Origin of the sequence: Streptomyces sp. NPDC032472 (assembly GCF_040636955.1) — a bacterium.
Classification (GTDB): Bacteria; Actinomycetota; Actinomycetes; order Streptomycetales; family Streptomycetaceae; genus Streptomyces.
Genome location: NZ_JBEZVK010000018.1, coordinates 99,769 through 118,481, shown reverse-complemented (window position 1 = coordinate 118,481; position 18,713 = coordinate 99,769). Strand labels below are relative to the sequence as shown.

The window sequence follows — 18,713 nt, the reverse complement described above, 5'->3', positions numbered from 1 at the left end:
GGCGGTCGGTCTACGGGCGGTCTAGCCGACGACCGTCCAGGTGTCGTTGCCGGTCAGCAGGGTGGCCAGGTCGCCCTTGCCCTTGGCGTCGACGGCCGTCTCCAGCTGCTCCGCCATGAGCGTGTCGTACACCGGCCGCTCCACGCTGCGGAACACCCCGATCGGCGTCCGGTCCAGGGTGTCGGGGTCGGCCAGCCGGGACAGGGCGAACGCCGTGGTGGGGCTGGCGGCGTGCGCGTCGTGCACCAGGACCCGCGAGGCGTTCTCCGCGGTGACGTCGACGACCTCCAGGTCACCGGTCTGCGGATTGCGCACGACGCCCTTGTGGCCGTCGGCGCCGAAGCGGATCGGCTGCCCGTGCTCCAGGCGGATCACCGCCTCCTGGGCCTGGTCCTTGTCCTTCAGGACCTCGAAGGCGCCGTCGTTGAAGATGTTGCAGTTCTGGTAGATCTCCACCAGCGCCGTGCCCGGGTGGTCCGCGGCCGCCCGCAGCACCTCGGTCAGGTGCTTGCGGTCGGAGTCGACCGTGCGGGCCACGAAGGACGCCTCGGCGCCCAGGGCCAGCGACACCGGGTTGAACGGGGCGTCCAGCGAGCCCATCGGCGTCGACTTGGTGATCTTGCCGAGTTCTGAGGTCGGCGAGTACTGGCCCTTGGTCAGCCCGTAGATCCGGTTGTTGAACAGCAGGATCTTCAGGTTGACGTTCCGCCGCAGCGCGTGGATCAGGTGGTTGCCGCCGATGGACAGGGCGTCGCCGTCACCGGTGACCACCCATACCGACAGGTCGCGCCGCGAGGTGGCCAGCCCGGTCGCGATCGCCGGGGCGCGGCCGTGGATCGAGTGCATCCCGTACGTGTTCATGTAGTACGGGAAGCGGGAGGAGCAGCCGATGCCGGAGACGAAGACGATGTTCTCCCGGGCCAGCCCCAGCTCGGGCATGAAGCCCTGCACCGCTGCCAGCACCGCATAGTCGCCGCAGCCCGGACACCAGCGGACCTCCTGGTCCGACTTGTAGTCCTTCATGGACTGCTTGGCCTCTGCCTTGGGGACCAGGGAGAGCGGGCTCGGCCGGGTCGGGGCGTCGGTCACCTCAGTCATGCTGCACGGCCTCCTCGAGAGCCTTCGCGAGCTGCTCCGCCTTGAACGGCATTCCGTTGACCTGGTTGTACGACCTGGCGTCCACCAGGTACTTCGCCCGGATCAGGCCGGCGAGCTGCCCGAGGTTCATCTCCGGAACCACTACCTTGTCGTAACGCCTGAGAACCTCGCCGAGATTCCTCGGGAAGGGGTTCAGGTGGCGCAGGTGGGCCTGGGCGATCGGCACGCCGGCGACCCGCAGCCGGCGCACGGCGGCCGTGATCGGGCCGTACGTGGAGCCCCAGCCGATGACCAGGGTTCGTGCCTGGTCCGGGTCGTCGACCTCCACGTCCGGGACCTCGATCCCGTCGACCTTGGCCTGCCGGGTGCGGACCATGAGGTCGTGGTTGGCCGGGGCGTAGCTGATGTTGCCCGTGCCGTCCTGCTTCTCGATGCCGCCGATCCGGTGCTCCAGGCCGGGCGTGCCCGGGACCGCCCAGGGCCGGGCCAGGGTCTGCGGGTCCCGCTTGTACGGCCAGAAGACCTCGGTGCCGTCGGCGAGCTCGTGGTTGGGCGCGGTGGCGAAGCGGACCGTCAGGTCGGGCAGGTCCGACACGTCCGGGATCCGCCAGGGCTCGGAGCCGTTGGCGAGGTAGCCGTCGGAGAGCAGGAAGACCGGGGTCCGGTACGTCAGCGCGATCCGGGCGGCGTCCAGGGCCGCGTCGAAGCAGTCCGCCGGGGTGCGCGGGGCGACGATCGGCACAGGGGCCTCGCCGTTGCGCCCGTACATGGCCTGGAGCAGGTCCGCCTGCTCGGTCTTGGTCGGCAGGCCGGTGGAAGGGCCGCCGCGCTGGATGTCCACGATCAGCAGCGGCAGCTCCAGTGAGACCGCGAGTCCGATGGTCTCGGACTTCAGCGCCACACCGGGCCCGGAGGTCGTGGTCACGCCGAGCGCGCCGCCGAAGGCCGCGCCGAGCGCGGCGCCGATGCCGGCGATCTCGTCCTCGGCCTGGAAGGTCCGCACGCCGAAGTTCTTGTGCTTGCTCAGCTCGTGCAGGATGTCCGAGGCCGGCGTGATCGGGTACGAGCCCAGGTAGAGGGGCAGGTCGGCCTGGCGGCTCGCCGCGATCAGCCCGTAGGACAGGGCCAGGTTCCCGGAGATGTTGCGGTAGGTGCCGGTCGGGAAGGCCCGCGTGGCGGGGGCGACCTCGTAGGAGACGGCGAAGTCCTCGGTCGTCTCGCCGAAGTTCCAGCCGGCCCGGAAGGCGGCGACGTTCGCCTCGGCGATCTCGGGCTTCTTGGCGAACTTCTGCCGCAGGAACGTCTCGGTTCCCTCGGTCGGCCGGTGGTACATCCAGCTCAGCAGGCCCAGCGCGAACATGTTCTTGCTGCGCTCGGCCTCCTTGCGGGAGAGTCCGAAGTCCTTCAGCGCCTCGACGGTGAGGGTCGTCAGGGGCACCGGGTGGATGTTGTAGGCGCCCAGCGAGCCGTCTTCCAGCGGCGAGGTCTCGTAGCCGACCTTCGCCATCGGGCGTTTGGTGAATTCATCGGTATTGATGATGATCTCGGCGCCGCGCGGGACGTCCCCGATGTTCGCCTTCAATGCGGCGGGATTCATCGCCACCAGGACGTTCGGGGCGTCGCCGGGCGTCAGGATGTCGTGATCGGCGAAATGCAGCTGGAACGAGGAGACGCCCGGCAGGGTGCCGGCGGGCGCCCGGATCTCGGCCGGGAAGTTCGGCAGGGTGGAGAGGTCGTTCCCGAAGGACGCCGTCTCCGAGGTGAACCGGTCCCCCGTGAGCTGCATGCCGTCGCCCGAGTCACCCGCGAAGCGGATGATCACCCGGTCGAGGCGGCGTACTTCCTTGGCGCCCGGGGGTGTGGCCGGGGCCGACCGCTGCTCGCCGACGACGGCTCCCTCGGCGGTTTCCTCGGCCCCATCGGCCCCATCGGCCCCGTCGGCCTGCTCGGCTGGACTGCTGACCTGGCTGGTCACTGAACTGGACCTCCTTCGAGGCGTGGCGTTCGCGCTCCCAAGGTCAACCCTACGTCGGCAGGAGTGGTCCGCTCGGGGGCGCTCATATTCTGGACCGCTTTCTCGGGCGGTCGATCGACAGAATTTCGGGAGAATCCGCGGTGAGAGCGGGGTTCCGAAGTTTTTCTTGCCGTGCAGGAAATAGTGCGAGCCCGGTGCGGCCGGGAGCGGTAACGCCATACCTGACAGAGTGTCAGTTGACCAAGGATTCGAACAAGTCCTCGATCACGAGCGCAGGTAGGTCAGGACGGCCAGGACCCGGCGGTGGTCCCCCTCGCTGGGGGAGAGGCCCAGTTTCATGAAGATGTTGCTGACGTGCTTCTCCACCGCCCCGTCGCTGACCACGAGCTGCTTGGCCACCGCCGAGTTCGTGCGGCCCTCGGCCATCAGGCCCAGCACCTCGCGCTCGCGCGGGGTCAGCCCCGCCAGGACGTCCTGCTTGCGGCTGCGGCCGAGCAGTTGGGCGACCACCTCGGGGTCAAGGGCCGTGCCGCCGCGGGCCACGCGGACGACGGCGTCCAGGAACTCGCGGACGTCTGCCACGCGGTCCTTGAGGAGATACCCCACCCCGGTACTGGAACCGGCCAGCAGTTCGGTGGCGTACTGCTCCTCCACGTACTGCGACAGCACGAGCACCCCGATCCCGGGGTGCTCGCGGCGCAGCCGTACGGCGGCGCGGACGCCCTCGTCGGTGTGGGTCGGGGGCATCCGGACGTCGGCCACGACCACGTCCGGCAGCGCGTCCTCGGCCGCGAGGTCCGCCACCGTCTTGACCAGGGCCTCCGCGTCGCCGACGCCGGCGACGACGTCGTGGCCCCGGTCGGTGAGCAGCCGGGTCAGGCCCTCCCGCAGCAGCACCGAGTCCTCGGCGATGACCACCCGCACCCTGTCGTCCACGATTCCCTGCCCCCGCATGCCGTTCCGGAACACCTGTCCCGCCCAAGCATCCCAGGCCGCGGGCCGATCCGGGCAGGCATTCGAGCCTTGCCCCCACCTTCGTAGCCGATGTCCGGCAAACCAGCCGCGCCGCCACCGTCGAAGCCGTGGGCCGGCAAATCCGGCTCTCGCCCCCTTCGAAGCCGGGGCCGGCAAGTCCAGCCCTCGCCCCCTTCGAAGCGGGGCCGCCTCACCGTGCCCCCTTTCGAAGCGGGGGTGGGCAAATTCAGCCTCGCCGGCGATTGAGGCGCGGGGTCTGGGGCGGAGCCCCAGAGAACCCGGCTTCGCCGGGCACCGGGCTCTGCCCGGACCCTCCCCCAGACTTCGTCCGGGGGGACCCCCACTCAAACGCCGGCGAGGCTGAAAATGTCGGGCCCCCGTCCCAGGCGCAGGCGGCGCCGGCGGGGGGTCAGCGGGTGCGCCAGGGGAGTTCGGCGGTGGCGGTGGTGCCGGTGCCGGGGGGTGAGTCGAGGACCAGGACACCGTCCACCGCGTCCAGCCGTTCCGTGAGGCCGGCGAGGCCCGTGCCCCCGGCCGGCGAGGCCCCGCCCCGCCCGTCGTCCGCGACCCGGATCAGCAGCCTCCCGCCCGAGCGCCATACGTCCACGCTGGCGGTCCGGGCGCGGGAGTGCTTGCTGATGTTCTGCAGGAGTTCGGAGACGGTGAAGTACGCGATGCCCTCGATCGCGGCGGCGGGGCGTTCGGGGAGGTCGACGTGGACCTTGACCGGGACGGTGCAGCGGGAGGCGACGGAGGACAGGGCGGCGTCGAGGCCGCGGTCGGTGAGGACGGCGGGGTGGATGCCGCGGGCCAGGTCGCGGAGCTCCTGGAGGGCGAGCTTCACCTCGCCGTGGGCCTCGTCGACCATCGCGGCCGCCGCGTCCGGGTCCTCCGGCAGCTTCTCCTTGGCCAGGCCCAGCCCCATGGCGAGGGCGGCGAGCCGCGCCTGCGCCCCGTCGTGCAGGTCCCGCTCGATGCGCCGCAGGTCGGCGGCCGCGGTGTCCACGACCACGCCCCGGTCCGACTCCAGCTCGGTCACGCGGTGCGCGAGGCGCGACGGGCCCAGCAGCCCGGCGACCAGGACCCGGTCGACGGTGGTCAGCGCCCGCACCACCCACGGCGTGGCCAGCGTCAGCGCCAGCCCGGCCAGGAAGGACCCCGCGATCCGGGCCGGCGAGTCCAGGTAGTACGTGTAGTCCCCGTTGGCGAACAGCTGCAGCCCCGGCTGGTCGGTGTACGTGGGGAAGATCCAGAACCACAGGGGGTAGAGGAGGAGCGACCAGCCGCAGGACCACAGAACCAGCGCCAGGCAGAAGGCGAACACGGCCCACGGCAGGTGGAGCACCGCGTACAGCGTGTGCCGCCAGGCGCTCCCGCTCTTGAGTACGGCCCCCATCGCGGCGAGCGCGCCGCCCTTGCGCGCCCGGACCGGCCCGGGATCCGCCACGTCGAGCCGGAGCAGGGCGCGCGCCCGGGCCCGCTCCACGTGCCCGAAGCCGCGGCACATCAGCAGCACGCCGGCGAGCACCGGAATCCCGAGGAAGGTGAGCAGCAGCCCGGCGCCCACGCTGACCCCGGTGATCGCGAGGGAGAAGTACACCAGGCTCAGCGGCAGCCCGAGCAGCACGTACCCGAACTCCCGCCAGGTCCGGGCCGCGACCGGGGCCCGCAGCATCCCGCCGATCGCCGTGCCCGTCCTCGCGTCCGCTGCTGCGCTGCCCATGCCGACCCGTCCTTCCCTCGTCATGCTCACGCCCTCCACCCTGCCGACCGCGCCCGCGCCCGGCCATGCGGCGGGTCGGCGTTCCGGGCGGGGGGATAACCCCACCCCGCCCCGCCCCCGGAGGCCCCGCTCAGCCGCGCGCGCGCCACGGCAGCTCGGCCGTCACGACCGTGCCCCGCCCCTGCGGCGAATCCACCACGAAGACCCCGTCCACGGCGCCCAGCCGCTCGGTGAGGCCGGCGAGCCCCGTGCCCCCGGCCGGCGAGGCCCCGCCGCGCCCGTCGTCCGCGACCCGCAGCAGCAGCCTCCCGCCCGAGCGCCATACGTCCACGCTGGCGGTCCGGGCGCGGGAGTGCTTGCTGATGTTCTGCAGGAGTTCGGAGACGGTGAAGTACGCGATGCCCTCGATCGCGGCGGCGGGGCGTTCGGGGAGGTCGACGTGGACCTTGACCGGGACGGTGCAGCGGGAGGCGACGGAGGACAGGGCGGCGTCGAGGCCGCGGTCGGTGAGGACGGCGGGGTGGATGCCGCGGGCCAGGTCGCGGAGCTCCTGGAGGGCGAGCTTCACCTCGCCGTGCGCTTCGTCGACCATCGTGGCCGCCGCGTCGGGGTCCTCCAGCAGCTTCTCCTTCGCCAGGCCCAGCCCCATCGCCAGTGCCACCAGCCGCGCCTGCGCCCCGTCGTGCAGGTCCCGCTCGATGCGCCGCAGGTCGGCGGCCGCGGTGTCCACGACCACGCCCCGGTCCGACTCCAGCTCGGCGATCCGCCGCTCCAGCTCGTCCGAGGGCGACAGCAGCCCGCGTACCAGCAGCCGGTCCACGTTCGTCAGCGCACGCGTCACGTACGGCAGCACCGGCCACAGCACGAACAGCCCGGTCAGCGCCACCGTGAACGTCAGCACCCCCCAGGGCAGCCGCACCAGCTCGTACAGCACGCTCCGCCAGGCCACCGGATCCTTCACCGCCGCCCACAGCCACGGGAAGAAACCGCCGGCCCGCCGCGGACCGGGTAGCGGAGTAGGCTCCTCCACATGGACGCCGAGCAGCACGCGGGCCCGCGCGCGCTCCGTCCGTCCCAGCCGGCGAGACACGAACAGGCCGGTTGCGAGCAGCGGTAGGCCGACCACGGTCACGGACAAACCGCCCGCGGTGGCCACCATGAACACCGTGTAAACAAATCCGACGAGCGCCGCCGGCAGATTGGTCAGCAGGTGGGCAACTTCCTTCCACGCCACGGCCCCCAGGGCGGCTCGGACGGGGGGCGGCCGGTCGTCTTCGGGGCCCTGGATGCTCATGGTCATGCGGCACAGCCTGCCAAGACCGCCGCGCCGGTGCCATGGGGCGGCCGGGCCGCAGTGAACGGGGGATAACCCCACCCCGCAGGAAGCAGGCCCTAGACTCCCGTCCGTAACAGATCGTCGACAGTGGCCAAGGAGCGAGGAACGGACGTGCCAGACCCGACGGTATCGACCGAAACCGTGCTCGCGGCGGACTATTTCCGGAGTTATTCGGTCGTCGGCCTGCTGGCCGTGCTCGGTGTGCTCTTCGTGGCCGTCGCCTTCGGCGCGGGCCGGCTGCTGCGACCCGTGGTCCCGACCCCCGAGAAGCTCCTGACGTACGAATGCGGCGTCGACCCGGTCGGCGAGGGCTGGGCCCACACCCAGGTCCGCTACTACGTCTACGCGTTCCTCTACGTCATCTTCGCCGTCGACTCGATCTTCCTCTTCCCCTGGGCGACCGTGTTCGCCGCCGCCGGCTTCGGCGCCACGACGCTGGTGGAGATGTTCGTCTTCCTCGGCTTCCTGGCCGTCGGCCTGCTCTACGCGTACAAGAAGGGCGTCCTCGCATGGACGTGACACCTCAGCCGGAGCTGCTCCCCGAGCCCAGGCGCCTGGGAGTCCTGTCCCGCCTGGCCCCCGAGCCGATGAAGGTGGTCCTGAACTGGGGCCGCCGCTACAGCCTGTGGGTCTTCAACTTCGGCCTCGCCTGCTGCGCCATCGAGTTCATCGCCGCCTCCATGGCCCGGCACGACTTCATCCGGCTCGGGGTCATCCCGTTCGCGCCCGGCCCCCGCCAGGCCGACCTGATGATCGTCTCGGGCACGGTGACGGACAAGATGGCCCCGGCCGTCAAGCGGCTGTACGAGCAGATGCCGGAGCCGAAGTACGTCATCTCCTTCGGCGCCTGCTCCAACTGCGGCGGCCCCTACTGGGACTCGTACTCCGTCACCAAGGGCGTCGACCAGATCATCCCCGTCGACGTGTACGTCCCCGGCTGCCCGCCCCGGCCCGAGGCGCTGCTCCAGGGCATCCTCAAGCTCCAGGAGAAGATCGCCCGGGAGTCGCTGGCGGAGCGGTACGCCCACGGCGACCGCGGGCCCTCGGTCGCCCAGCTCACCAGCGGCCTGGTCACGCCGCCGCCCGCCCCGGGAGCCGGCGCATGAACCTGTACGACTCCCTCCCCGACGCCGCGGCGGCGGTCTTCGGCCCCGAGGCCGTGGCCGAGTCCGCCTACGACCTGCTCACGGTCGACGTGCCCGTCGGAAGCTGGATCTCCGCCCTGGAGACCGCCCGCGACAAGCTGGGCTGCACCTACTTCGACTGGCTGAGCGCGGTGGACGAGCCGGGCACCGGCTTCCGCGTGTGCGCGCACGTCGTGGCGCTGGAGAACCGCCGCGTACGGCGGCTGCTGCTGCGCACCACCGTCCCGCACTCGGCGCCCTCGCTGCCGTCCGCCGTCGCCGTGTACGCGGGTGCGGCCTGGCACGAGCGGGAGACCTTCGAGATGTTCGGGGTCGTCTTCACCGACCACCCGCACCTGGTGCCGCTGCTCCTGCCGGAGAACTTCGAGGGACACCCGCTGCGCAAGGACTTCGTCCTCGCCGCGCGCGTCGCCAAGGCCTGGCCGGGCGCCAAGGAGCCGGGCGAGGGCGCCGAGGCCGACGGCCCCAAGCGGCGGCAGATGCTGCCGCCCGGCGTGCCCGACCCCAACGACTGGGGCCCGCTCAAGGGCCAGCTCCCGCCCGCCCCCGCCCGCCCGGCCCGCACCCCGCGCGCCGCGGGCGCGGCCGCGCGCACCCCGCGCGAGGGCGCCCCGGTCCGGCGCACCCGCACGGTGGCGGAGGGCTCGGCGAGCCAGGCCGCCGCCCCCGCTCCGGCGGAGACGGCCGTCGGTGAGGCTCCGGTCCGCCCGGCGCGCCGTACGCGCACCGCGGCCGACGGCTCGGCCAGCCAGGCAGCTGCCCCTGCCCCTGCCCCCGCTCCGGCGGAAGGCGCCGAGGGCGAGGCTCCGGTCCGTCCGGCGCGGCGTACGCGGTCGGCCGCCGAGGGGTCGGCGAGCCAGGCGGCGGCCCCGGCCCCGGCCCCGGCCCCGGCTCCGGCTTCGGCGGAGTCCGCCGAGGGCGAGGCTCCCGTGCGGCCTGCGCGGCGTACGCGGTCCGCTGCCGACGGGTCGGCCAGCCAAGCCGCCGAGTCCGCTCCGGCCGACGGCGTACGGAAGCCGCCCGTGCGGCGGAGCTCCGACGCGCCCTGGCACGACCCGAAACCCGCCTTCGACGAGGACGAGCCGCCGGCGAAGCCGGCCCCGCCCGCCCCGGCCGCCGAGCCGGAGCCCGGCGCCACCCCCCACCCGACCACCGACAACGGAGGCGACGCGTGAACGACGTCCTCGACGTCGCCCTGCGACTGATCGTCGTCTTCGCCGTCTTCCTCGTGCTCCCGCTCGTCGTCGGGCAGACCGAGCACAAGGTGATGGCGCACATGCAGGGCCGCCTCGGCCCCATGTACGCGGGCGGCTTCCACGGCTGGGCCCAGCTCGTCGCCGACGGCGTGAAGTTCGCGCAGAAGGAGGACGTGGTCCCGGCCGGCGCCGACCGCCGCATCTTCCAGCTCGCTCCGGCCGTCGCCCTCCTGCCGTACCTCCTCGTCCTCATCGCCATCCCCATCGGCCCCGGCGAAGGCGCGGTCGGCCAGGCCATCGACGCCGGCCTCTTCTTCGTCCTCGCCGTCATGGGCGTCGGCGTCCTCGGCAGCCTGATGGCCGGCTGGGCCTCCGCCAACAAGTTCTCCCTGCTCGGCGGCCTGCGCACGGCCGCCCAGCTGCTCGCGTACGAGCTGCCCATGCTGCTCGCCGCCGCCTCGGTCGCGATGGCCGCCGGGACCGTGTCCCTGCCCGGCATCGTCGACGCCTTCCACTGGTGGTGGCTGCCCTGGCAGATCACCGGCGCGCTCGTCTTCTTCACCGCAGGCCTCGCCGAACTCCAGCGGCCGCCCTTCGACATGCCCGTCGCCGACTCCGAGATCATCTTCGGCGCGTACACCGAGTACACCGGCCTGCGCTTCGCGCTGTTCCTGCTCGCCGAGTACGCCGGCATCGTCGTCCTGTGCGCCCTGACCACCGTCCTCTTCCTCGGCGGCTGGCACGGCCCCGTCGCCGACGGCTGGGTCTGGACCCTGCTGAAGACCGCCGTCCTCGCCTTCGTCGTGATCTGGCTGCGCGTCAGCTACCCGCGACTGCGCGAGGACCAGCTCCAGAAGCTCGCCTGGACCGCACTCATCCCGCTCGCGCTCGCCCAGATCGCGCTCACCGGCATCGTGAAGGTGGCGATCAGCTGATGCCCCCCATCCCCGGCTCCGGCCTCGCCAAGGGCCTCGCCGTGACGCTCCGCACGATGACGAAGCGTTCGCACACGGCCCAGTACCCCGACGTGCAGCCCGAACTGCCGCCCCGCACCCGCGGGGTCATCGGCCTGTTCGAGGAGAACTGCACCGTCTGCATGCTGTGCGCCCGCGAGTGCCCCGACTGGTGCATCTACATCGACTCCCACAAGGAGACCGTCCCGGCCGCCACCCCCGGCGGGCGCGAGCGCAGCCGCAACGTCCTCGACCGCTTCGCGATCGACTTCTCGCTGTGCATGTACTGCGGTATCTGCATCGAGGTGTGCCCCTTCGACGCCCTGTTCTGGTCGCCGGAGTTCGAGTACGCCGAGACGGACATCCTCGAACTCACCCACGAGCGCGACAAGCTGCGCCAGTGGATGTGGACCGTCCCGGCGCCGCCCGCGCTGGACCCGGCCGCCGAGGAGCCCAAGGAGCTCGCCGCCGCCCGCAAGGCCGTGGAGAAGGCCGAGGCCGCAGCCCAGGCCGCGGCGGCGGCAGCAGCCGCGGAGGCCGCCGGCCCCGCCGAATCCGCCGGCCCCGCCGAACCCGCACCCCCCACCGACCCGCCGACCGCCCCGGAGACAGACGCGTGACCCCCGCAGCCACCACCCTGGCCGCCGCGGCGCAGCCGGCGGCCGCAGCGGCCGGACACGGGTTCCTCTCCCCGACCGGCGTCGAGATCGCCTTCGTCCTCGTCGGCCTCGCCACCCTCGGGGCGGCCCTCGTCACCGTCACCACCCGCCAGCTCGTGCACGCCGCGCTGTGGCTCGTCGCGGCGCTCGGCGGGATCGCCGTCGAGTACCTGCTGCTGACCGCCGAGTTCATCGCCTGGGTCCAGGTGCTCATCTACCTCGGCTCCGTCGTCGTGCTGCTGCTGTTCGGGCTGATGCTCACCAAGGCGCCCATCGGCCGCTCCCCGGACGCCGACTCCGGCAACCGGTGGGTCGCCCTCGGCGTCGCCGGGGCCGCGGCCGCCTCCCTCGTCTGGGTCGTCGTCGACGCCTTCCGCACCACCTGGATCGACCTCGACGGCCCGGTCCAGGGCTCCACCGAGATCTCCGGCCGGATCCTCTTCCAGCACTGGGTGCTGCCCTTCGAGGCGCTCTCCGTCCTCCTCCTCGCGGCCCTGATCGGCGCCATCGTGCTCTCCCGCAAGGAAGCCGCCGACGGTGCCGCCCCCGCCGCCGACCCCAGCGACAAGGGGCAGAGCTGATGCACCTCGCCTACCCCGCCGTGCTCGCGGCGCTCGTGTTCTGCACCGGCCTGTACGGGGTGCTCGCCCGCCGCAATGCCATCCTGGTCCTGATGTCCGTCGAGCTGATGCTCAACGCCGTCAACCTCAACCTGGTGGCCTTCGACGTCTGGCTGCGCGACACCCTGCACGCCGGCCAGGCCCTGACCCTCTTCACCATCACCATCGCCGCCGCCGAGATCGGCATCGGCCTCGCGATCGTGCTGATGGTGTACCGCAACCGCGGCACCTCGGACGTCGACAGGCTGCGCGACACCGCCGAGGGACACGAACCCGAACAGACCGGCACCGCCCGGCCGGAGGTCGCCGCGTGAGCACCACGACCCTCGCCGTCCTCGTCCCCGTCCTGCCGTTCCTCGGCGCGGTCCTGGGACTGCTGCTGGGCCGCACCGCCCCCGGCTTCGTCCGGCCGCTGGCCGTGCTGCCCGCGCTGGCCGCGGCCGGCCTCGCCGTGGCCGTCGCCGTCCGCCAGGGCGGCGGGCCGGCCATCAACGCCGCCACCGAGCTCACCCCGACCGGCTCCGTGCCGATCGAGCTCTCGCTGCACCTCGACGGCTTCGCCGTGCTCGTCGCCGTCCTCGTCGGCGTCGTCTCCACCTGCGTCCAGCTGTACTCCACGGCGTACCTGCGCGAGGACCCGCGCTACCCCTCGTACGCCGCCCTGGTGTCGCTGTTCACCTCCGCCATGCTGCTCGTCGTCTACTCCGGCGACCTGATGGTGCTGCTGGTGGGCTGGGAGGTCATGGGCATCTGCTCGTACTTCCTCGTCGGGCACTACTGGGAGACCGAGGCGGCCCGCTCCGCCTCCCTGAAGGCCTTCCTCGTCACCAAGCTCGGCGACGTGCCCTTCCTGATCGGCCTGTTCGCGCTCGCCGCCGACACCGGCTCCTTCGAGATCACCAAGATCCTCGGCTCCGTCGCCGCGGGCGGCCTCGACCACCCGACGCTGATCGCGCTGCTGCTGCTCGCCGGCGTCGCCGGCAAGTCCGCGCAGTTCCCGCTGCACACCTGGCTCCCCGACGCCATGGCCGGCCCCACCCCGGTCTCCGCGCTGATCCACGCCGCGACGATGGTCGCCGCCGGCGTGTACTTCATCGCCCGCCTGCTGCCGGTGTTCACCGAGTCCGCGACCGCCCTGGTCGTGATGGCCGCCATGGCCGCCATCACCATGATCGGCTCCGGGCTCGCCGCCCTGGCCCAGGACGACATCAAACGCGTCCTCGCCTACTCCACCGTCGGCCAGCTCGGCTACATGATCGGCGCCCTGGCCGTCGCCGACCGCGGCGCCGCCGTCTTCCACCTGCTCTCCCACGGCGCGTTCAAGGCCCTGCTGTTCCTCGGCGCCGGCGTGATCATCCACGCCGCCGGCACCAACTCGCTGGCCGCGATGTCCCGCATGGACGGCCTGGCGAAGCGGATCCCGGACGCCTTCTGGACCATGACGATCGGCCTGCTCGCCCTCGCCGCGATCCCGCCCTTCGCCGGCTTCTTCTCCAAGGAGACCGTCCTCGTCGCCGCCGAGGAGGCCGCCTCCGGGCACACCGAGGCCGCGCCCGGCGCCGCCGGCTGGATCGTGCTCGTCGCCGGCGTGCTGGCCGCGCTGCTCACCGCCGCCTACGCCGCCCGGCTGTGGCTGATGGCCTTCCGTGGCAAGGGCGCACCCGCCCCCGTCCACGGCAGGGAGCCCCTCGCCATGACGGGCGTGCTGTGGCTGCTGGCGATCCCCTCGGTCGGCTTCGGCCTCGCCGCCCGGCCGCTCGCCGCCTGGTTCGACGGCGGGCAGCTCACCCCGACGCTCGCCACCGCCGTCCTCGGGACCGGGGCCGCCGCCGTCGGAGCCCTGCTCACCTACGGCCTGTGGCAGCGCGCCGTCGCCAAGGCCGCTGCCGGCTCCTACCGCAGCGCCGAACCCGTGCCCGCGTCCGTCGCCGCCGCCGAGTCCGCAGCCGAGACCCCCGAGGTCGCCGAGGTCACCCACGAGCACCCCGCCGTCCCGGCCGGGCCCGCCCCCGACCCCGGACGCGCGCTGCTCGGACCGCTGTACCGGCACGCCGCCGCCGGCTTCCACCTGGACGCCGTCTACGACCGGCTGTTCGTCCGGCCCGTCCGCGGGGCCGCCGCCCTCGTCCGCTTCCTCGACCGCGAGGTCGTCGACACGTACGTCCGCGGTGCGGGCGCCGGCCCCCGGCTGCTCGGCAGCCTCGTCCGCCGCGCCCAGACCGGCAACGTGCAGAGCTACCTGAGCGCCCTGCTCGCCGGTGCCGTGGTCCTGGCGATCGCCACCGCCGTCCTCGCCAACGTCAACGCCGGATCGTGAGCCGTGAGTCAGCCGTGATCGATATCAGCCCGTCCGTGATGCAGTTCCTCCTGGCGTTCGCCGTGGCCGCACCGCTCCTCGGTGCCCTCGCGGCCCTGCTGCCCGCCCCGCCCGGCCTGAAGGGCAGGAGCCCCGAGCAGGCCGTGCTCCGCCACGGCGTGACCGTGACCGGCGTGATCCTCGCCGCGGCGCTCGCCCTCGCCGCCGGCTTCGACCAGGACGCCCCGTCCCGCTTCCAGGCGACCACGGACATCAGCTGGATCCCCTCCCTGGGCGTCCGCATCCACCTCGGCATCGACGGCATCTCGCTCCCCCTCCTGGTGATGACCGCGCTGCTGTTCTTCCTCTGCGCGCTGTACAGCTACTTCAAGCTGCCCGAGGGCCCCTCCGCCAAGGCCTTCGTCGCGCTGCTGCTCGTCCTGGAGTCCGGCACCCTCGCGACCTTCGCCGTCCTCGACCTGCTGCTGTTCTTCCTCGCCTTCGAGATGGTCCTCGTCCCGATGTACTTCCTCATCGCCCGCTGGGGCGGTGCTCAGCGGCAGGCCGCCGCCTGGAAGTTCATCCTGTACACCCTCCTCGGCTCCGTGGTCATGCTGCTCGGCCTGCTGCTGATCGGCCTGGACAGCGGCACGTTCGACATGGTGGCACTGGCCACCGACAACGGCCGGGGGCTCAGCCACACCACCCAGGTGCTGGCCGTCCTCTCCATCGGCCTCGGCCTGGCCGTGAAGACCCCGATGTGGCCGCTGCACAGCTGGCTGCCCGACGCCCACACCGCCGCCCCCACCGTCGGCTCCGTCCTGCTGGCCGGAGTCCTGCTGAAGATGGGCACGTACGGGTTCGTGCGCATCCTGCTGCCGGCCACCCCCGACGGCATGGCCGTCTTCGCCCCCTACCTGGGCGCCTTCGCCGCCGTCGGCATCGTCTACGGGTCCCTCGCCTGCCTCTCGCTCGCGCGGAGCGGCAACAAGGGCGACCTCAAGCGGCTCATCGCGTACTCCTCCGTCGGCCACATGGGCTTCGTCCTGCTCGGCATCGCCTCCATGACCCCGACCGGAGTCAACGGCGCCCTGTTCGCCAACATCGCCCACGGCCTCATCACCGGCCTGCTGTTCTTCCTGGTCGGCGCGCTGAAGGACCGCTACGGCACCGCCGACCTCGACACCCTCGCCGGAGCCACCGGCGCCGCCCTGTACGGCCGCGCCCCGCGCCTCGGCGCCCTGCTGGCCTTCGCCGCCGTCGCCTCCCTCGGGCTGCCCGGCCTCGCCGGGTTCTGGGGCGAGATGCTGGCCCTGTTCGGCGCCTTCGACCCGGCCGAGGGGCTGTCGCGGCCCGCCTTCCTCACCTGGATGGCGCTGGGCGCGTTCGGCACCCTGCTCACCGCCGCCTACCTGCTGATCGTCGTCCGGCGCGTCTGCATGGGCGATCCCGCGGCCCGGCCCGCGGGCGCCGGTTCCGGCGGGGCCGCCCCCGTCCTCGCGGACGTCCACGGGTACGAGTTCGCCGCCTGGACCCCGCTCGTGGCCCTCACCGTCCTCGCCGGCCTGTGGCCCGCGGTCCTCCTCGGCCTCACCGACCCGGCCGTCCAGAAGCTCCTCGCAGGAGGCAACGCATGACGGCCCTGTACGCGGCCACCGCCACGGCCGCCACCTCCGCCACGGCCGCCGCTTCGGTTACGTCCGGCCCGGGCTCCGCGGGAGCCCCGGCCGCCGGGAGCCTCGTCCAGAGCGTCGACTGGCTCGCGATCACCCCCGTGGTGCTGCCCGCCGCCGTCGCCCTCGTCGTGCTCGTCGCCGACCTGTTCCTGCCCGAGCGCCGCAAGCCGCTGCTCGGCTGGCTCTCCGCCGCCGGCCTCGCCGCCGCGACCGCCTCCCTGCTGCCGCTGCGCGCCGGCGACCGCTCCACCTTCTGCCTCACCGCCGACCCGGCGGCGTGCAGCTACACCGCCGACCACTTCACCCTCGTCATCCAGTTCCTGGTGCTGGCCGGCGCCCTGGTCACCACCCTGCTGTCCGTCACCGCCGTCCGCGACGCGCGCATGCCGACCGGCGAGTACTGGTTCCTGCTGCTCTCCTCCGCCGCCGGCGCGGCCCTGCTGCCCGCCTCCCGCGACCTCGCCACCCTGATCGTCGCCCTGGAGGTCGCCTCGCTGCCCGCGTTCGCCCTCGTCGGCATGCGCCGCGGCGACCGGCTCTCCTCCGAGGCCGCCCTGAAGTTCTTCCTCTCCTCGGTCACGGCCACCGCCGTCTCCCTCTTCGGCATCAGCCTCGTCTACGCCACCACCGGCACCCTGCACCTGGTCCGGGTCGCCGACCGGCTCGAGGACGTGCCGGGGCAGCTCGACACCCTCGCCATGGCGGGCGTCGCGCTCACCCTCGTCGGCTTCGCCTTCAAGACCGCGGCCGTGCCCTTCCACTTCTGGGTCCCCGACACCTACGTCGGCGCACCCCTGCCCATCGCCGGCTACCTGTCGGTGATCGGCAAGGCCGTCGGCTTCACCGGCCTCGCCCTCGTCACCGTGATCGCCTTCCCGGCGTACTCCGACATCTGGGGCCCCGCCCTCGCCGTCCTCGCCGCGCTCACCATGACCCTCGGCAACGCCGCGGCCCTGCGCCAGTCCGCCGACCGGCCCAACAGCGCGGTCCGGCTGCTCGCCTGGTCCTCGGTCGGCCAGGCCGGCTACCTCCTCGTCCCGATCGCCGCGGCCGCGTACTCCGGGCGCGACCAGATCGGCTCCACCGTCGCCTACGCCCTGATGTACGGCGTCGTGAACCTCGGCGCCTTCGCCGTCGCCGCCCTCGTGGCCCGCACCAAGCCGCTGAACCGGATCAGCGACTACCGCGGCCTGTACGCCGAGCGGCCCGCCGCCGCCCTCGCCCTGGCCTTCTTCCTGCTCTGCCTGGCCGGGCTGCCGCCGGGCATCATCGGCCTGTTCGCCAAGGTCACCGTCTTCCGCTCCGCGGTCGACGCGGGCCTGGGCTGGCTGGCCGTGGTCATGGCCGTCAACGTCGTCGTCGCCCTGTACTACTACCTCCGGTGGACCGCGGTGCTCTTCCGCGCCCCGGAGGGCGTGGAGCAGCCCGCGGAAGGTCCCGGTCAGGCCTCTGAGGCCCGTACGGGCAAGGCCGGCACGCCGTGGCCCCTCGCCGCCGCGATCACGCTCACCGCGGTCGTCTCCCTGGTGCTCTCGGGCGCCCCGCAGCTGGTCCTCCGCTTCGCGACCGGCAGCCTCTTCCCGCAGTAGCCGCCCCGGACCGACCCGAACGGAGCAACGCCCGGCGCCCCGCGCCGCCCCGGCCGGCGGGGCGGCCGCGGGGCGCCCGGCTGCGTACGCCCCGGGAACCGGACGCCGCCACCTCGCGTTGACCAGGAAGGGAGGGTCCACTGGACCGTAGACCCGCAGCACTCGACGGGGGCTCCCTGCCGCACCACTTGGAGGGCGTACCGTGCACCGCCGGCACAACGGGCTCAAGACCGCCGTACTCCTCGGCGGGCTGTCCGCACTCATCATCCTCATCGGAAGCTTCTTCGGGCGCGGCGGCCTGATCATCGCCGTCCTCGTCGCCCTCGGGACCAATGCGTACGCGTACTGGAACAGCGACAAGCTGGCGCTGCGCGCGATGCGCGCCCGGCCCGTGAGCGAGTTCGAGGCGCCTGCGCTCTACCGCATGGTGCGCGAGCTCTCCACCTCCGCGCGCCAGCCGATGCCGCGGCTCTACATCTCGCCCACCGAAGCGCCCAACGCGTTCGCCACCGGCCGCAATCCGCGCAACGCCGCCGTCTGCTGCACCGAGGGGATCCTGCGCATCCTCGACGAGCGGGAGCTGCGCGGCGTGATCGGGCACGAGCTCAGCCACGTCTACAACCGCGACATCCTCATCTCCTCCGTCGCCGGAGCCCTCGCCTCCGTGATCATGTTCCTGGTGAACTTCGCCTGGCTGATCCCGGTCGGCCGGTCCGACGACGACGAGGGCCCCGGCCTCCTCGGCATGCTGCTGATCGCGATCCTCGGCCCGCTGGCCGCGTCCGTGATCCAGCTCGCCATCAGCCGCTCCCGCGAGTACGAGGCCGACGCCTCCGGAGCCCAGCTCACCGGCGACCCGCTCGCCCTGGCCAGCGCCCTGCGCAAGCTGGACGCGGGCACCAAGCGGCTCCCACTGCCCCCCGAACCCCGCCTGGAGACCGCGAGCCACATGATGATCGCCAATCCGTTCCGGCCGGGCCAGGGCCTTTCTAAGATGTTCTCGACGCACCCTCCGATGGCCGAGCGCATCGCCCGGCTCGAACAGATGGCAGGCCGTAGTCAGTGAAGACCATCCTGAACCTCATTTGGCTCGTCCTCAGCGGCATCTGGCTGTTCCTCGGCTACTGCCTCGCGGGCGTGCTGCTGTGCATCACCATCATCGGGATCCCCTTCGGCATAGCGGCCTTCCGGATCGCCGTCTACGCCCTGTGGCCCTTCGGGTACACCGCCGTCGAGCGCCACGACGCGGGCGCCGCCTCCTGCATCGGCAACGTGCTGTGGCTGGTCCTGGCCGGCTGGTGGCTGGCCCTCGGCCACATCGCCACCGGCATCGCGCTGTGCCTGACGATCATCGGCATCCCGTTCGGCATCGCCAACTTCAAGATGGTCCCGCTGTCCCTGCTGCCGCTGGGCCGCGAGATCGTCCCGACCGACGCGCCGTTCGCGTCCCGGTAGGAAGAAGCGAAAGAGCC

At 72.7% G+C, this 18,713-nt stretch carries 17 protein-coding genes; 12 read left to right on the top strand and 5 right to left on the bottom strand.

Features of this window, described 5'->3' with window-relative positions; genetic code table 11:
- Positions 1-21: 21 nt before the first annotated feature.
- From AB0F11_RS14920 to AB0F11_RS14900, 5 genes are all read right to left on the bottom strand, one after another.
- Positions 22-1,098, bottom strand: coding sequence for a 2-oxoacid:ferredoxin oxidoreductase subunit beta (locus AB0F11_RS14920; RefSeq protein WP_362172567.1), 1,077 nt, complete (start codon positions 1,096-1,098; stop codon positions 22-24).
- Positions 1,091-3,073, bottom strand: a complete 1,983-nt coding sequence (locus AB0F11_RS14915; RefSeq protein ID WP_362172564.1) for a 2-oxoacid:acceptor oxidoreductase subunit alpha — start codon at positions 3,071-3,073, stop codon at positions 1,091-1,093. Before AB0F11_RS14915 ends, AB0F11_RS14920 begins: the two co-directional genes overlap by 8 nt.
- 264 nt (positions 3,074-3,337) lie before the next feature.
- Entirely contained in the window at positions 3,338-3,997 is a 660-nt protein-coding gene (locus AB0F11_RS14910; RefSeq protein ID WP_362172642.1) for a response regulator transcription factor, read from the bottom strand.
- Positions 3,998-4,457: 460 nt separating this feature from the next.
- Positions 4,458-5,723 carry a sensor histidine kinase gene (locus AB0F11_RS14905; RefSeq protein ID WP_362172639.1) on the bottom strand — a complete coding sequence of 422 codons (1,266 nt, stop codon included), beginning with the start codon at positions 5,721-5,723 and terminating at the stop codon, positions 4,458-4,460.
- A gap of 178 nt (positions 5,724-5,901) precedes the next feature.
- A complete protein-coding gene (locus AB0F11_RS14900; protein ID WP_362172561.1) occupies positions 5,902-7,071 on the bottom strand; it encodes a sensor domain-containing protein in 1,170 nt (389 codons plus the stop codon).
- A 147-nt stretch (positions 7,072-7,218) separates the two neighbouring features.
- Between AB0F11_RS14900 and AB0F11_RS14895 the strand changes: the two genes are divergently transcribed.
- From AB0F11_RS14895 to AB0F11_RS14840, 12 genes are all read left to right on the top strand, one after another.
- Complete coding sequence (locus AB0F11_RS14895; RefSeq protein ID WP_361919530.1) at positions 7,219-7,626, top strand: NADH-quinone oxidoreductase subunit A; 408 nt, start codon at positions 7,219-7,221, stop codon at positions 7,624-7,626.
- A complete protein-coding gene (locus AB0F11_RS14890; RefSeq protein WP_361919532.1) occupies positions 7,617-8,213 on the top strand; it encodes an NADH-quinone oxidoreductase subunit B family protein in 597 nt (198 codons plus the stop codon). The genes AB0F11_RS14895 and AB0F11_RS14890 overlap by 10 nt, the downstream gene beginning before the upstream one ends.
- Positions 8,210-9,427, top strand: coding sequence for an NADH-quinone oxidoreductase subunit C (locus tag AB0F11_RS14885; RefSeq protein WP_362172557.1), 1,218 nt, complete (start codon positions 8,210-8,212; stop codon positions 9,425-9,427). Before AB0F11_RS14890 ends, AB0F11_RS14885 begins: the two co-directional genes overlap by 4 nt.
- Positions 9,424-10,383, top strand: a complete 960-nt coding sequence (locus AB0F11_RS14880) for a complex I subunit 1 family protein (RefSeq protein WP_361919536.1) — start codon at positions 9,424-9,426, stop codon at positions 10,381-10,383. The genes AB0F11_RS14885 and AB0F11_RS14880 overlap by 4 nt, the downstream gene beginning before the upstream one ends.
- Complete coding sequence (locus AB0F11_RS14875) at positions 10,383-11,021, top strand: NADH-quinone oxidoreductase subunit I (protein ID WP_362172554.1); 639 nt, start codon at positions 10,383-10,385, stop codon at positions 11,019-11,021. The genes AB0F11_RS14880 and AB0F11_RS14875 overlap by 1 nt, the downstream gene beginning before the upstream one ends.
- Positions 11,018-11,641, top strand: coding sequence for an NADH-quinone oxidoreductase subunit J (locus AB0F11_RS14870; RefSeq protein ID WP_362172551.1), 624 nt, complete (start codon positions 11,018-11,020; stop codon positions 11,639-11,641). Before AB0F11_RS14875 ends, AB0F11_RS14870 begins: the two co-directional genes overlap by 4 nt.
- Positions 11,641-11,994, top strand: a complete 354-nt coding sequence (gene nuoK, locus AB0F11_RS14865) for an NADH-quinone oxidoreductase subunit NuoK (protein WP_362172548.1) — start codon at positions 11,641-11,643, stop codon at positions 11,992-11,994. Before AB0F11_RS14870 ends, nuoK begins: the two co-directional genes overlap by 1 nt.
- Positions 11,991-13,997, top strand: a complete 2,007-nt coding sequence (locus AB0F11_RS14860) for an NADH-quinone oxidoreductase subunit L (RefSeq protein WP_362172545.1) — start codon at positions 11,991-11,993, stop codon at positions 13,995-13,997. Before nuoK ends, AB0F11_RS14860 begins: the two co-directional genes overlap by 4 nt.
- Positions 13,998-14,011: 14 nt before the next feature.
- Positions 14,012-15,613, top strand: coding sequence for an NADH-quinone oxidoreductase subunit M (locus AB0F11_RS14855; RefSeq protein WP_362172542.1), 1,602 nt, complete (start codon positions 14,012-14,014; stop codon positions 15,611-15,613).
- On the top strand, positions 15,610-17,241 hold the full coding sequence (locus AB0F11_RS14850) for an NADH-quinone oxidoreductase subunit N (RefSeq protein ID WP_362172539.1): 1,632 nt from the start codon (positions 15,610-15,612) through the stop codon (positions 17,239-17,241). Before AB0F11_RS14855 ends, AB0F11_RS14850 begins: the two co-directional genes overlap by 4 nt.
- Positions 17,242-17,443: 202 nt before the next feature.
- The gene (htpX, locus tag AB0F11_RS14845) at positions 17,444-18,307 is read left to right on the top strand and encodes a zinc metalloprotease HtpX (protein WP_362172536.1); all 864 of its coding nucleotides are present in this window, start codon (positions 17,444-17,446) and stop codon (positions 18,305-18,307) included.
- Positions 18,304-18,696, top strand: coding sequence for a YccF domain-containing protein (locus AB0F11_RS14840; protein WP_362172534.1), 393 nt, complete (start codon positions 18,304-18,306; stop codon positions 18,694-18,696). Before htpX ends, AB0F11_RS14840 begins: the two co-directional genes overlap by 4 nt.
- Positions 18,697-18,713: the final 17 nt, after the last annotated feature.

Coding starts and splice junctions, on each gene's coding strand:
- AB0F11_RS14875 (WP_362172554.1), top strand. CDS start 10,383: ATGCCCCCCATCCCCGGCTCCGGCCTCGCCAAGGGCCTCGCCGTGACG.
- AB0F11_RS14850 (WP_362172539.1), top strand. CDS start 15,610: ATGACGGCCCTGTACGCGGCCACCGCCACGGCCGCCACCTCCGCCACG.
- AB0F11_RS14905 (WP_362172639.1), bottom strand. CDS start 5,723: ATGCTGCGGGCCCCGGTCGCGGCCCGGACCTGGCGGGAGTTCGGGTAC.
- AB0F11_RS14920 (WP_362172567.1), bottom strand. CDS start 1,098: ATGACTGAGGTGACCGACGCCCCGACCCGGCCGAGCCCGCTCTCCCTG.
- nuoK (WP_362172548.1), top strand. CDS start 11,641: ATGCACCTCGCCTACCCCGCCGTGCTCGCGGCGCTCGTGTTCTGCACC.
- AB0F11_RS14885 (WP_362172557.1), top strand. CDS start 8,210: ATGAACCTGTACGACTCCCTCCCCGACGCCGCGGCGGCGGTCTTCGGC.
- AB0F11_RS14890 (WP_361919532.1), top strand. CDS start 7,617: ATGGACGTGACACCTCAGCCGGAGCTGCTCCCCGAGCCCAGGCGCCTG.
- AB0F11_RS14900 (WP_362172561.1), bottom strand. CDS start 7,071: ATGACCATGAGCATCCAGGGCCCCGAAGACGACCGGCCGCCCCCCGTC.